The sequence below is a fragment of the Pseudomonas sp. AF32 genome (genome assembly GCF_022342325.2).
Lineage (GTDB): Bacteria > Pseudomonadota > Gammaproteobacteria > Pseudomonadales > Pseudomonadaceae > Aquipseudomonas > Aquipseudomonas uvaldensis.
Map to the genome: position 1 here is coordinate 44484 of NZ_RQJK02000035.1, position 13722 is coordinate 58205.

At 57.8% G+C, this 13722-nt stretch carries 10 protein-coding genes and 1 pseudogene; 4 read left to right on the forward strand and 7 right to left on the reverse strand.

Going from position 1 to position 13722, the window contains the following annotated elements:
- Window positions 1-60 precede the first annotated feature (60 nt).
- From EGM97_RS25275 to EGM97_RS25285, 3 genes are all read right to left on the reverse strand, one after another.
- The gene (locus tag EGM97_RS25275; RefSeq protein ID WP_238961868.1) at window positions 61-2433 is read right to left on the reverse strand and encodes a TonB-dependent siderophore receptor; all 2373 of its coding nucleotides are present in this window, start codon (window positions 2431-2433) and stop codon (window positions 61-63) included.
- A 121-nt stretch (window positions 2434-2554) separates the two neighbouring features.
- The gene (locus EGM97_RS25280) at window positions 2555-3538 is read right to left on the reverse strand and encodes a DUF4880 domain-containing protein (protein WP_238961869.1); all 984 of its coding nucleotides are present in this window, start codon (window positions 3536-3538) and stop codon (window positions 2555-2557) included.
- A complete protein-coding gene (locus tag EGM97_RS25285; RefSeq protein ID WP_238961870.1) occupies window positions 3525-4040 on the reverse strand; it encodes a sigma-70 family RNA polymerase sigma factor in 516 nt (171 codons plus the stop codon). Before EGM97_RS25285 ends, EGM97_RS25280 begins: the two co-directional genes overlap by 14 nt.
- 197 nt (window positions 4041-4237) lie before the next feature.
- Here EGM97_RS25285 and EGM97_RS25290 point away from each other — a divergent pair, with 197 nt between their 5' ends.
- Window positions 4238-5071 carry an oxidoreductase gene (locus EGM97_RS25290; RefSeq protein ID WP_238961871.1) on the forward strand — a complete coding sequence of 278 codons (834 nt, stop codon included), beginning with the start codon at window positions 4238-4240 and terminating at the stop codon, window positions 5069-5071.
- Window positions 5072-5095: 24 nt separating this feature from the next.
- Complete coding sequence (locus EGM97_RS25295; RefSeq protein ID WP_238961872.1) at window positions 5096-6034, forward strand: AraC family transcriptional regulator; 939 nt, start codon at window positions 5096-5098, stop codon at window positions 6032-6034.
- Between the two features lie 96 nt (window positions 6035-6130).
- On the opposite strand, the gene EGM97_RS25300 is transcribed toward EGM97_RS25295, so the two are convergent.
- The 4 genes from EGM97_RS25300 to EGM97_RS25315 form a co-directional block, all read right to left on the reverse strand.
- Window positions 6131-7054, reverse strand: a complete 924-nt coding sequence (locus EGM97_RS25300) for an NADP-dependent oxidoreductase (RefSeq protein ID WP_238961873.1) — start codon at window positions 7052-7054, stop codon at window positions 6131-6133.
- A 62-nt stretch (window positions 7055-7116) separates the two neighbouring features.
- Complete coding sequence (locus EGM97_RS25305; protein WP_238961874.1) at window positions 7117-7545, reverse strand: DoxX family protein; 429 nt, start codon at window positions 7543-7545, stop codon at window positions 7117-7119.
- Between the two features lie 139 nt (window positions 7546-7684).
- Complete coding sequence (locus tag EGM97_RS25310) at window positions 7685-8590, reverse strand: LysR family transcriptional regulator (protein ID WP_238961875.1); 906 nt, start codon at window positions 8588-8590, stop codon at window positions 7685-7687.
- Between the two features lie 237 nt (window positions 8591-8827).
- Window positions 8828-9571 (reverse strand): SDR family NAD(P)-dependent oxidoreductase, encoded by a 744-nt coding sequence (locus EGM97_RS25315; protein WP_238961876.1) that lies wholly within the window; start codon window positions 9569-9571, stop codon window positions 8828-8830.
- 683 nt (window positions 9572-10254) lie between these two features.
- Between EGM97_RS25315 and EGM97_RS25320 the strand changes: the two genes are divergently transcribed.
- The gene (locus EGM97_RS25320) at window positions 10255-13392 is read left to right on the forward strand and encodes a DEAD/DEAH box helicase (RefSeq protein WP_238961877.1); all 3138 of its coding nucleotides are present in this window, start codon (window positions 10255-10257) and stop codon (window positions 13390-13392) included.
- A gap of 71 nt (window positions 13393-13463) precedes the next feature.
- Window positions 13464-13676: pseudogene (locus EGM97_RS25325) on the forward strand (transposase domain-containing protein); the annotation flags it as partial.
- Window positions 13677-13722 lie beyond the last annotated feature (46 nt).

Sequence of the window (13722 nt, forward strand, 5' to 3'; positions counted from 1 at the left end):
CCGTCCCCAGTGGAAGCAGGCTTTGCTCCCACTGGTCGAAGGCTGTCCTGAGCGGCCGGTTTACCAGTTGTAGCTCAGCTTTGCGGTGATCTCGCGGCCCGGGTTGTAGTAGTTCGCGGTGCCTGAACCGACGACGTGTTGCTCATCCAGCAGGTTGCTGACGTTGATCGCCAGGTCAGTGCCTTTGAAGAGGTTGTAGTTGAAGGCCGCATCGAAGAGTGTCGTGCCATCGCTGGTTCCGGTGTTGGCTGCGTCGAAGTAGTAGGAACCGACATACCGCGCACCCAGGCCCACGCTGACATCGGTATTGGGGACGTTGTAATAGGTCCACAGCGACGCGGAGTGTTTCGGTGCCGTGGCGAATTCATTTCCTTTGAGCGAACTTCCGTCGTACAAGGTCCCGCGAATGACTTCGGATTCCATGTAGGAGTAACCACCCACCAGGCTCAGGTTGGAGGTCAGCTCAGCCTTGGCTTCCAGATCCAGCCCGCGCACCCGTGACTCGCCAACGGTTTGCTGTTCGATGACGCCACTGGGCAGGACGACGGCGATGCTGACATTCTCCTGGGTCAGGTCGTAAACAGCCGCCGAGAACAACGCGTCCATACCCATGGGCGCATATTTCACGCCCAGTTCATATTGCCTGCCCGTCTTCGGAATGACGCCAACCGTTGGCGGCGAGACCGATTCGACCATGCTGACGTAAGTGGAAACCTCATCGTTGACGATATAGGTCAGTGCGCCGCGATAGGAGGTTTCCGAGAAGTTATCCGATTCTTTTACGTGATTGATATCGGTACTGGACAGATCCAGCGAGTCGTTGCGCACGCCCGCGGTGACGATAAAGCGCTCGTAGAAGGACAGGTTCTGCTGCAGGAACACGGCCTTGGTCTTGGTGTCGAGCTTGTCGTTGCTGTAGGGCGCTACGCCGCTTGGCACACCCGTAAACACCGGGTTGGCAAGGTCGATGGAGCCGATCGGCGAATAGACCGAACGTTCCTCGGTCGAAGAGTCGCCATACTCCACGCCCACCAGCGTACTGCTGTCGATATTTTCGAAGCGGGCATCGTATTGCAGCATCAAGTTGCCGTTGAGTTGCTCGGCTTCGCTGTCAGTGCCAAAGATATAACGCGGGACCGTGGTTCCCGTGCGGGTAGGGGAGTCACTGAGAAACACATAGCCGAAATCATCCGTCAGTTCGCTGTAGCGCAGGTTGCTGCGCAACACGAAGCCATTGTCGAAGTCATGGCTGAAGGTACCGCTGATATTGGTGCGTTCGACATCGTGGAAATTGTAGCTGGGCTCGCCGTAGAACTTGTCGCGGTCGTATTCCTTGTCCAGCGGGTAACCGCCGCTGTTGGGCGAGCTTTGGGTCTTGAGGTAGTCCACGATCACGGAGGCCGAGGTGAACTCCGTGGGGGCCCAGGTCAGGCCGCCCATCAGGAACTTGTTGTCGTCCTGCGAATGGTCGTACTCGCGATCACTGTCTTGCATCTTTGCCGTGAAGCGACCGGCCAGGGTTTGTTCTTCGTTCAGCGAGTCCCCGACATCGATGCCGGATTCGACATGGTCGAAAGAACCGTAGGTGACGTAGCCCTGGCCGAACTTGTCGAAGCGTGGCTTCTTGCTCACAAAGTTCACCGAGCCGCCTGGGTCGGCCGGGCCGAACAGTGTGGAGTTGGCCCCGCGTATCACCTCGACGCGCTCATAGGCGAACGGCTCCTCGCGCACACCGCGCATCGAACCCAGGGTCAGGCCGTCCCGATAAGTCGTGGCCTGGAAGCCACGAATCTGGAAGTAATCGTTGCGGTCGTCCGTGCCGTAATAATCGGTAATGACCCCCGGTGTGTATTGCAGGAGTTCTTCCGTGGTGCTGACGCTGCGTTGCTTCATTTCCTTGTCGGTCACCACGGACACCGAGGCGGGCGTGTTGAGGATGCTGGTGGCCACTTTACCGCCGACCCAGAGTTCCTGGGCGACCACAGAATTGGCGTCCTCGGTGCCATCGACCCTGGCCTTGGCGTTGACGAGGATGGGCGCCAGGCGGAAGGCCTCGAGGTCGCCGTCCGCCTTGGCTTGCGGCGTCAGCAGGTAAGCGTTCGGGCCTTGCTGCTGTATCTCGATGTCGCTCCCCTGCAACAACGACGATAGGGCTGTGGATGTATCGAGCGTGCCGTTCACGCCCTGGGTATTGCGGTTCGCCACGCTTGACGCATCGAAGGAAAGGCTGATGCCCGCTTCGCGCGCGAAGCGGTCGAGCGCCGGTGCCAACGGGCCGGCCGGGATGTTCCACTGATGAACCTGTTGGGCTTGGTCGACGGTCGAGGTTTGCGCCAGGGACGGTAGCGCATAGCTGCTGACGATGACGCCAAGGACCGCACCCTGTAAGGCACGATTCAGTAGATGACGCTGTGGAACCGGGGACGAACTCATTTACTCGCTCCGTAAAAGGGAATCGGCAGACAGGCCTGTAATTCGGCCTTTCTTACATGCCGAACGAGAATGAGAAATCACCTCATTTTAATTTGGTATTTTTTGTGCGACAAAAAAGCACTTAACTGAGGGCGCTCAAGGTCACCCAGTATTGGGTTCGATACTCAATTTGTAAGTGCAATGACTGCGCCACCAAGGCCAGTACCTGATCGGTGTCGGCGAGCTGAAAGGTGCCGGAAACGCGCAGGCCCGCGACCTCTTCGGCGCAGCGCAACAGACCGGGGCGATAACGCGACAGGGCCCCGATGAAATCCCCCAGGCGCATATTGCGCGCGCTGATCACCCCATCGCTCCAACTCCACAGATCCAGCCCGTTATCCTTGAACTCACGCATGCCATTGGAGGTAAACAGCCGCTGGTTTCCGGCCTGGACAGTGTCGTTGACCGCCAGGGGCTGGCTGGCCCCAGGAAACACAGTGACCGCACCGCTCTGCACCGAGATGAGCGTTCCGTCGTCACGCTCGTACGTCAGGAACCGAGCGTTCTGGGTGCGTATGAGCCCGTCGCGTGTCTGAACCCAGAACGGACGCGGTTGAGCCGAGCCGGAATCCGCGCCGGTGTTCACGATGATTTCGCCGCGCCGCAGCACGATCAGGCGCCGCTGTGGGGTGAAATAGCTGTCGACCGCGCTGTCGCTGTTGAGCTGGACAAGGCTGCCATCATCGAGTTGAAAGCGCTTGCGCTCCCCGGTTTTGCTGTGTTGCTGGGCAAGTATGGCCGGCAGCGGCGTGTAGTCGCGGCCCAGCCAGGTCGCTCCACCCACGGTGGCCAATGTACCCAGCAGTTTCAGGGCTTTGCGCCGATGCATGCCCGAGCGGGTGCCCTTGAGAGTATGCCGGGCCAGATCGGACGGAATGCCCGCGAAATCGTCGCCAAGCGCTTCCACACGCTGCCACGCTAACAAATGCTGCGGACATCCCTGCAACCAGTGTTCGAAAGTACGCTGGGTCTGCTCGTCGGCTGGGTTGAAGCGCAGGCGCACCAGCCAGTGGATCGCCTGGTCGACCACGGCCGGATCCAGCGCTTGAGCTTCACTGTTCGGCATAGCGCAGGCGATAGCAGTGTTGCAGGGCCTTGGCCAGGTCGCGCTCCACGGTAGAGCGGGAAACACCGAGTTTTTCGGCGATCTGCTGGCAGGTCAGACCGTCGAGCTGGGCCAGTAAAAACGCCTCGCGGACTCTCGGTTTTAGCAGATCCAGGAGGCGGTCGATCCGCTCGAGGCTATCGAGAATCAGCAATCGCTCTTCTTCAGAGGGAACATCATGGGAAGGGATCAGCGCGAGGCTTTCCAAGTAGGCGCGTTCGAGTTCGCGACGGCGATACCGATCGATCATCAGCCCACGGGCGATGCTGCTCAGATAAGCCCGGGGTTCGCGCAACGGACTTGCCTGGCGCGATTTGAGCAGGCGTACAAACGTATCCTGCGCCAAATCCGCCGCGCTTTCGCGACAGCCGATGCGCCGGCTCAGCCAGCCGTGCAACCAGGAATGGTGGCTGCTATAGAGCAGCGCGAGCTCGGCATTGCCCAGTGTGTCGTTGCTGCCCATCAGCATCCCGGAAACAGACATAATTGATAATGAATCGCATTATATTCAGGCCGAGGAGGCCAGGGCAACGTTGCCGGAGCTGATGCGCGCCTGGGTACTTGGCTTGATAGGAATAGGCAAGGCTCCAAGGCAAACCGGCATAGGTCGCCCGGATAGCGCTGGCTACCATGGCACCCATCTACCGATGGGAAATCATCATGCAACGCATAAAAACCCTGTTCATCACTGGCGTCAGCAGTGGCTTCGGCCACGCCCTGGCCCAGCAGGCACTGGCTGCCGGCCACCGGGTCATCGGCACCGTACGTAGCGAGACGGACTTGCAAGTCTTCGAGCAATTGTCTGCCGACCGTGCTTACGGCGTCCTCCTCGATGTCACTGACTTCGCCCGGATCGACAGCGTGGTTGCCGCCACAGAGACCGCTCACGGCCCGGTCGATGTGTTGGTCAACAATGCGGGCTACGGGCATGAGGGCATTGTCGAAGAATCGCCACTGGAGGAAATGCGCCGCCAGTTCGACGTCAACGTGTTCGGTGCGGTGGCAATGATCAAGGCGTTCCTGCCCTATTTTCGCCAGCGCCGTGCCGGGCATATCCTCAATATCACGTCCATGGGCGGCACGATCACGATGCCCGGTATCGCCTATTACTGCGGCAGCAAGTTCGCGCTCGAAGGGATTTCCGATACGCTGAGCAAAGAGCTGCAACCGTTCAATATCATCGTGACGGCTGTCGCGCCCGGCTCGTTCCGCACCGATTGGGCGGGGCGTTCGATGCGGCGTACCCAGCGCAGCATCGACGATTATGATGCGCTCTTCGACCCGATCCGCACGGCTCGCGAAGCCAGAAGCGGCAAGCAACCGGGCGATCCACAGAAGGCGGCCCAGGCCATGTTGCAAGTGATCGCCAGCCCGACGCCCCCTGCGCACCTGTTGTTGGGTAGCGATGCGCTGAGCCTGGTGCGCGACAAGCTGAGTCGTGCCGCCAGCGAGATTGACCAGTGGGAAGCGCTGACACGTTCGACCGACGGCTGAACGACAGGCAAGTGAGAGATACCGATGACGCAGGCCGACTCACCTACCTCGCGCATGGTGCAACTGATGGAACAACTTGCGCCGGTCGAGGGTTATAACCTCAGCGCCCTGGAAGACATTCGCTTTTTACGTTCCAACCGGCCCCTGACCCGAACGCCGGTGTTGTACGAACCCGGCATTGTCATCCTGTGCCAGGGTCGCAAGCGGGGCTATCTGGGGGACGACGTGTACGTCTATGACGCCCGGCACTATCTGGTGGTCTCGGTTCCTGTTCCGTTTACGATGGAGACCGACGCCAGTGAGGCAGAACCCATGCTGGCAGTGTACATGCGCCTGGACTTCCGGTTGGCCAGCGATTTGCTGCTGCAAGTGGATGAAACCCAGGGGCCGAGCGATGCCCAACCCAAGGGGATGTATGCCTCACCCATGGATGATTTGCTCTGCGGTTCGGTACTGCGCTTTCTCGAAGCGATGAGCCGTCCGGGCGAGGCGCAGATCCTCGGACCGGGGCTGATTCGGGAAATCTACTACCGCATCCTTACCGGCGAGCAGGGCGGTTCGATGCGTGCTGCGCTCAGGCGTCAGGGACACTTTGGTCAGATCACCCGTGCGATCCGCAAGATCCACAGTTGTTACCAGGAACGTCTGGACGTCGAATCGCTCGCTCGCGAAGCCAACATGAGCGTGCCCAACTTTCACCTGCATTTTCGCAGCGTGACCGACTCATCCCCCATGCAATACGTGAAATCGACGCGCTTGCATCAGGCGCGGCTGCTGATGCTGCGCAACGCCATGAGCGCCTCCACGGCAGCGTTCAATGTTGGCTATGAGAGCGCCTCGCAATTCAGCCGCGAGTTCAAACGCCTCTTTGGTCGCACGCCCCAGGCCGAGATCGAGTGGATGAAGGCGACGTATGCGTTGCCTGCGCCCGCTTCTCAGTCCGTTTATGTGTCGTCGCATTAGGGTGGGTTGAGACAGGGGAGGGATGCTGCCCACTTCTATCCGGGCAACCATCAGAAACGCGAGACGGCCCCATACAGGACCGTCATCGACCGGTTTTCAACGGCTCACATCGAGCACGATTTTCCCGCGGGTGTGCCCGCTCCAACTCTGTTTTACCGCGTCGACCACTTCGCTGAGCGGTACGACCTCTGCTTCCAGACGGAGCTTGCCGGCCGTTAAGAGCGCGGCGATTTCCGCCAACTGACGACCGTCCGAACGGGTAGCGAAGTTTTTGCTGCTGACGCCCTGTTCGCGAGCTTTCTCGGCGTCGGGTGGGCTGACGGGAGAAACCAGAACGCCACCCCGTTTGATCACGTTCCAGGAACGTGCCTGTGTTTCTCCGCCGACCAGATCGATAACGGCGTCCACGTCTGCAACGGTGTCTTCGAACCTGGCCGAGGTGTAATCAATGACTTGGTCGGCACCGAGCGAGCGCAGGTAGTCGTGGTTCTTTGCCGAACTGGTGGCAATCACATGAGCACCGGCCAGTTTCGCCAACTGGACTGCGAAGCTGCCCACACCGCCGGCGCCGCCATGGATCAGGACCGTTTGACCAGCCTGGATCGTGGCGTGTTCGTGCAACGCTTGCCAGGCCGTCAGGGCCGCAGCCGGGACGCCGGCGGCTTTTTGCAACGACAGCGTTTTTGGCGTGCGAGCGAGGCGATCGGCGGTGGAAAGGGCTTGGGTCGCATACCCGCCCACAATCCCGATGAACCCGAAAACCTCATCGCCGACCACGAACTCGCTGACATTCTTGCCCACCGCCGCGACGGTGCCGGACACCTCCACGCCTGGGGTGTAAGGCAGCGGCAGGGGGATGAATTGCTTCATGGCGCCGGACAGGATTTTCCAATCGATGGGATTGATCCCGCTGCCGGCGACGTTGATCAGGACCTGGTCTTCGTTGGGTTTCAGGTCTGGAACGTCTTTGAGCTGAAGGGCTTCTGCCTGGCCGTACTGTGCGACTTGAATAGCTTTCATAAGAGTCTCTCGATGAGAAGGAGTCAGACCTGCCGGCCGCCCTCGGCGTACCGGCGATGCGGTTACTGGCGACGAGCGTCGAGGCTGAAGCGACCTGCGCCGAACGCGACGATCTGCAGAAGCCCGCCGGCCATGGCGATGTTCTTGAAGAAGTGGATGAACTGATTCTGGTCAGCCAGGGCACTGTGGAAAATCAGTGCGGTGAACACGCTGAAGGTGGCCAGGATGGCCGCTGTGGTGCGGGTACGATAACCGGCGATCAAGGCGGCGCCGCCCAGGATTTCCACAGCGATAGCGATGCCCAGGGCCCATGACGGGAATGGCAAGCCAACAGAGCCGATGTAGCCAATCATCATGGCCGGAGCACCGATCTTGGAAATACCGGACAGGATGAAAATGGCACTGAGGAAGATGCGACCAGCCAAGGAAGCGGTGCTGGTCAGGTTGTTCGAGGTTGCGACGGTGGCGCGAATGCTTGCGGCTTGAGACATGATGGTCGATCCCTTTTGGTACAGCGCTCCAACATGAAGCGCCGGTGTGGAAGAGATAGTGTCACCGTCCCGCTTTTCGCAATAGACGCCAAATTTCGACGATTACGTTCTATGAAATTGAAAAGATAGAGTCTGGAATTCAGGCTGTGACGGCCTGCTGGCCAAACCGCTCGATCAGCCACCTGCCAGCCGGGCCGGGGGGTGAGTCCGTTCGATATACGGCATCGAACGTATAAGTGCCGCCCTTGAAGTCCGGCAAATCGAGCTCAACGAGACGACCGGCTTCGAGGTCCGCCTGAACCATGGGAATGGGCATATTGCCCCAGCCGATGCCTTCCTTGAGCAGCATGTGTTTTGCGCCCAGATCCGCCAGCCGCCACGTCCTGGTGCTGAGCACGGCAAAGTCCTTGTCGCCGGTCAGCGCCGAACGGTCGGACAGGACCAGTTGCACGAATTCCCTGGCTGTCCCCGGCAATTGGGGACGCTCGACCGCAAGCGGATGCGTTGGCGCGGCCACCGGTATCAACTGAACGCTGCCGACCCTGATGCGTTCGAGACCATCGAGGCCCATATCCAACGGCCCGTTGACGCCGACGACCGCTTTCTTGTTGATCACAAGCTCCGTCACGGCCCCCAACGCCTCCATATGCAGATGCAGCGTGACCGTCGGGAATTGCTCCCTGAAGGTCTTCAGCGCATCCACGACACGGTCTGCCGGGAGCATCACATCCAGCGCGAGATGCACCTCCGCTTCAAGCCCATGCAACAGCCCGGAAACCTTCGCCCGAAGCCCGTTGACGCCGTTAGTGATGGAGCGCGCTTCGGCAAGCACCGTTCGACCGGCATCGGTCAGCTGAGGTTTTCGCGTGGTCTTGCGATCGAACAACGCAACCCCGAGCTGCATTTCCAGATTGGCGATCGTATAACTCACCACCGAAGTGGCGCGGTGAAGTTTCCTCGCCGCACCGGCAAAACTTCCGACCTCGACAACGGTGAGGAACACCTTCAGTTGATCCAGCGTGGGGATTCCGGGGTCGGCGATCATTTCTATTTTCTCGAACGTTTGGAGTGAAATGATCCTAATTACGAGGACGGCGGTGTGTCCATCGATTGAATGAATGCCTCACCTTCCTTGAGCGTCTGTCGTTTCGAGAAGGGAGGCATCAAAAGCGAGCGCGCCTCTCCCATAAACACCCCAATGCGAAGTAACCCGAAGACGATGCGCGAAATGATCGAACGTTAAGGGAACCGTGCGATTGGGTGAACAGGGAAGGGCGATTTCTTACCGGATGCTATAACCGCTATCCACCACCCAGTCTTGACCGTAAACGCTTTTCGCCCCGTTACTGAGCTGGAACAACACGACATCTGCAACCGCAGCCGGTTCTAGAAATGCACCCCCCAGCAGACGTTTGTTGACTTCATTGGCAACGCTCGTCAGATCATGCTCAGCAAGACCCAAAGTCGACCAGATAGGTGTTGCGGTGGGCCCAGGTGAAACCATATTGATCCGCACACCTTTGGGCGCCAGCTCCACCGCCAGCGTACGCGCGTGCGCCTTCAAGGCCGCTTTCGACGCGATATAGGCGGCGAGTCCCGCGAAGGTGATGTTCTCCAGAAAGGTCCCGATGAATACAACTGATGCTGGGGTTGCGAGGTGCTTATAGAGGTGGGTAAGTGTATTTAAAGCGCCTGCCCCGTTAACCGCCCACTGCCGGTCGAAAGCTTGAATGTCGAGCCCGTCGGCGAGTTCTGCGATGCCGGCGTTGGGTACGAGATAGTCAATTGGGCCTACGCTTGATGCCTGCTCGGCTAACCGAGAAAGGTCCTCCGGTTTTGTGACGTCTCCGGGAACCCAAAGTAGGTTGTCTGGGTGTTCTTGCATCAACGTCTCCAGACCGCCCGGTTTACGTGACATTGCGATCACTGTGGTGCCTTTGGCAATCAGGCGATCAGTGACTGCCAAACCGATGCCGGAGCTGGCGCCGGTGACTACTGCGATGCGGTCTTTGAAATCGTCTTTCATGAAATGTTGTCCCTACGGTTTGTGGAGTAGGGGTGGGTGCAAAAAGTGAACCTGTTAGAGGGTTCAATAGAATCATGGGTTACAGGTCTATGTGGTTGTTATGACTATCTTTGGGTTTGGTCATATTGACAGCGATGTGGTCGTTATGACTCTTTGGTGTGAAGCGCAGGTTGGGAGTGTGGCGGATGTCTGCTACTGGGTTTCAGCAAAAAAAGATGTTCGTAGACGTCTTTAGATGACGAGCCGGGGTAATTTGAAACCGGTCGGTATCTATCTGTTTTTGCTGGTAAATAACTCTTTGCTCAACTTGCTTGGAATACCAGTTGGAACGCTGTGTGGTCTGGATTCCGATGGACGGTGCAATTTGAGCTCTGCCCCCCTTAAGCCGTCGGGATCGAACCTATAACAAACAGTCGTGAAAACGTTAGCCATGGCTGGTGAAGCGTTGCTGTTGATGGTTGCGCGCCTCCCGCGCCATCATTAAGCCATCCGGCTTATAATCCTCCCCTGGACAGTGCCTGACGATGGCTGACTCAAGGAGGATCTTGATGGTTGTGCTCCCACCAGTGGTATATGAACAACGCTGTTCTATAGGAAAGATTCGGCATCAGCTACAGCCAGCCATCACTACCCACGTCGTCAATGAGACTTTGGTGCACGTGTCGCCTCGTGTCAGAGAGCGCTTGTGGTTACTTGAATGCGGTAGCCGTGTTCTGCTCACCGACCGGCCCAATGTTGCCTTGCCTGACGGCGTGGATGGAATCATTCAGTTACGGGAGGAAAAAGTCGTCTGGAAGACTCATCGCCTCCTCATCGACTTCAAGGCCAGAGTTCTCGAATCCAGTTGGGCCGCTGTCGCCTATGACGCGGCGCAGAGCTGGCAGAATCAACTTTCGTATCGAGTTGAACGACGCGACTCCGATGGGCAAGTGCCAATTGGACTGGAGGGGCTGCGACCGGCTCAGTTGGGCGCTCTCTTCGCCATTGGAGCTCACTGGAGCCTTGATGCACAGCCCGCAACGATTGTGATGCCTACAGGTACGGGCAAGACTGAAACGATGCTGGCTACGCTGACGGCGTATGGTAAATCGACCACGCTTGTGGTCGTTCCTTGGGATCTCCTGCGCCAGCAAACAGCAAACAAGTTTCAGAGTCTGGGGCTGCTGCGCGCTTTGGGGGTATTGCCAAACGAAGTGATGAACCCGGTAGTTGGGTTGATCACTTCCAAGCCCAAGACGCTAGCGGATTTGGAGATATTCACCCACTGCAACGTGGTGGTGTCCACCATTAGTTCACTGGCATTGGAAGCCGGTAACCCACTCTCTGCTGGGATTGCCCAAAGGTGTAAGTCACTGATACTGGATGAAGCCCACCATGTTCCCGCCAAAACTTGGAGCGGGCTAAAGTCGGCCTTTCACTCTCTTCCCATTTTGCAGTTTACCGCGACCCCTTTTCGTAGGGATGGTGAACTCGTCGACGGAAAAGTGATTTTCAACTATCCCCTTGCCGCCGCACAGCGCGACGATTACTTCAAACCAATACATTTCGAGCCTGTCCACCAGCCAAGTGGCGGCACCCAGGCCGATCAAGCTATCGCAGAGGCAGCGTTAGCTAAGTTACGACGTGACTTGGACGCAGGACTTAATCATCTGCTCATGGCTCGATGCAGCAGTATCGCCCGTGCGACTCTCGTAGAACGTCTTTACCGGAACCTTGCGCCTGATTTGCAGCCAATCCTGGTCCATTCAAAAATTAGTGACACTGAAGCGCGCCTGGCGGACCTGCGATCGGGGGCGTCTAGGGTGGTTATCTGCGTCGACATGTTGGGTGAAGGGTTTGACCTGCCCGAGCTCAAAGTGGCTGCGCTCCATGATAGTCATCGAAGTTTGGCGATCATGCTCCAGTTCATCGGGCGGTTCACTCGCGTGGCAGGAAGCGATATCGGCGAGGCGACGGTAGTGGCTAACATTGGCGACCAGGACATTGCTCACTCACTGGAGCGCCTGTACAGCGAAGACGCCGACTGGAATCAGGTACTAAGCGAGCTTAGCTCCAATGCAGTCAGGGAACACCGAGAATTGATCGCATTCCTGCAAGCATCCGAACGCCTTGATGAGGAAGGCGACTCCAAAATTTCTCTGTCACCCCAACTGCTCCGTCCGGTTTTCAGCACGGCCACTTACAGGGCTCAACAGTTTTTCCCTGAGCGCTTCCATCACGGACTCTCTCAACAGCTTCACATTGAAGGGGTCTGGCTCAACCGGGAAATGCGTACGCTTTACTTCGTCACCCGCGCTGAAGGCAAGGTCCGCTGGACCAATACCAAAGGTGTTCTTGATCGTGAGTGGACACTCTTCGTCCTTCACCACAATCCAGAACTAGAACTGCTATTCCTGTCCTCTACCGATCACAGCTCGCTGTTCCCGGATCTGGCCGAGCAGGTCACGGGGCAAGCCGACCTGATCCATGGCGAGCAGATGTTTCGAATACTCGGACATATAAACCGCCTGGTGTTTCAGAATATGGGGGTCAAAAAACACGGGCGACGTAATCTCAGCTACGCCATGTACACAGGCGCCGACGTCGCTGTAGCGCTCGGTCTGGCCGAGCGCAGCGGCTCTGTAAAGAACAATGTCAGTGGAACCGGCTGGGAAAATGGGGAGCGCGTTTCTGTTGGCTGCTCTTATAAAGGGAGGGTTTGGTCGAGGGAACAAGGTTCCATACCCGCGTTCGTTCGCTGGTGCGCGGCGGCTGGCGCCAAACTTCTCGATGACAGTATCGTTGTCGATGACATCATTGCAAACGTCCTGATTCCTAAGGATGTGACAGGGTTTCCAAGCGATAGGAGTGTGCTAGCTGTCGAGTGGCCGGCTGAAATCATGGGTATTGCGGAAGACAGGGTCGTGCTCACCACGCGGGCGTTTCCAAACGGACTTCCTATCACGTTCGTCGATCTGAAATACCTTGATGTGCGAGCTAACAGCATGAGGTTTGCCCTGAGCTGTGACGAGGCCGGCCAGTTCGCCGAGTTCACCTTAACAGTAGGTGGAGAGGCCGGATTCGTCGTCGCACAGACAAGCGGTGAGGCAGTCGAACTCACCATCGGGAGAGCGGCGGGAGCGCTCAGCCAATATCTGAGTTCATACCCACCGCTGGTTCGGTTCGTCGACCTGAGTGAGCTGGACGGCAACATGCTTATCGAGCCTAAGGACCCCAGGCATCTTGAAATCGGAGAAGAGCGCTTCGAGGCTTGGGACTGGGCAGGGGTCGACATTACAAAAGAGTCGTACTGGAAAGACGGCATTGCACGTGCTGATGCTGTTCAGTGGAAAGTCGCCCAACACTTCATTCAAGGTGATTTTGACATCGTTTTCGACGACGACGGCGCCGGTGAGGCCGCGGACCTTGTCTGCCTCAAGGAGGAAGATAATCGTATACGACTTGCGCTGATCCATTGCAAATATGCCGGAGGAGATACTCCTGGCGAACGCGTGAAGGATGTCGTGGAGGTCTGTTCCCAAGCGGTCAGGTCGGCCAAATGGAAATGGCGCTTTTCTGAACTCGGCAAGCACTTGCAAAGGCGTGAGGATCGGCTGCGCTCCCTGCACCGTCCAACGCGCTACCTTGCTGGAAATGGGGTGAGGCTTAACGATTTGATCAAAACAGCGCGCTTCAAACCCATTGAAGCCGAAATTCTGATTGTTCAGCCGGGTCTATCTGTTGGTAATCGTACCGCTGATCAGAACCTCGTGCTGGCCGCCGCTGTGGCATATCTCAAGGAGACGATAGGGTGCGATATGGACATCGTATGCAGTGGTTAAACCGGTGGAGGTACGTCAATGCTAGGTCATCAGCATAGGCTGAAGATATAGGGGATAACCTTTTCTAATGAAGACGGCCACCGGCCGTCATGAGCCTGATTCAATCGGCGCGCATGAATGGGCATGATCCGTATGCCTATCTCAAGGATGTGCTGACGCGGTTGCCGACGCAGCGGGCCAGTGAAATCGGGCAGTTGCTACAGCATCAGTGGATGCCAGGATCGTGTCCCGGGAAGTGGTGTAACTCATCATGGCTCTGGCCACTGAGTTTGCCGTTTAGTTGATCACGGCCGACAGCTTGGCCTGTGGATTATCGCTGACTGCTTCAAA

What these genes read in the sequence shown, in the direction of transcription:
- EGM97_RS25310 (WP_238961875.1), bottom strand. Translation starts at nt 8,590, where the DNA reads ATGATCGCCGACCCCGGAATCCCCACGCTGGATCAACTGAAGGTGTTC.
- EGM97_RS25295 (WP_238961872.1), top strand. Translation starts at nt 5,096, where the DNA reads ATGACGCAGGCCGACTCACCTACCTCGCGCATGGTGCAACTGATGGAA.
- EGM97_RS25300 (WP_238961873.1), bottom strand. Translation starts at nt 7,054, where the DNA reads ATGAAAGCTATTCAAGTCGCACAGTACGGCCAGGCAGAAGCCCTTCAG.
- EGM97_RS25285 (WP_238961870.1), bottom strand. Translation starts at nt 4,040, where the DNA reads ATGGGCAGCAACGACACACTGGGCAATGCCGAGCTCGCGCTGCTCTAT.
- EGM97_RS25305 (WP_238961874.1), bottom strand. Translation starts at nt 7,545, where the DNA reads ATGTCTCAAGCCGCAAGCATTCGCGCCACCGTCGCAACCTCGAACAAC.
- EGM97_RS25275 (WP_238961868.1), bottom strand. Translation starts at nt 2,433, where the DNA reads ATGAGTTCGTCCCCGGTTCCACAGCGTCATCTACTGAATCGTGCCTTA.
- EGM97_RS25315 (WP_238961876.1), bottom strand. Translation starts at nt 9,571, where the DNA reads ATGAAAGACGATTTCAAAGACCGCATCGCAGTAGTCACCGGCGCCAGC.
- EGM97_RS25290 (WP_238961871.1), top strand. Translation starts at nt 4,238, where the DNA reads ATGCAACGCATAAAAACCCTGTTCATCACTGGCGTCAGCAGTGGCTTC.
- EGM97_RS25280 (WP_238961869.1), bottom strand. Translation starts at nt 3,538, where the DNA reads ATGCCGAACAGTGAAGCTCAAGCGCTGGATCCGGCCGTGGTCGACCAG.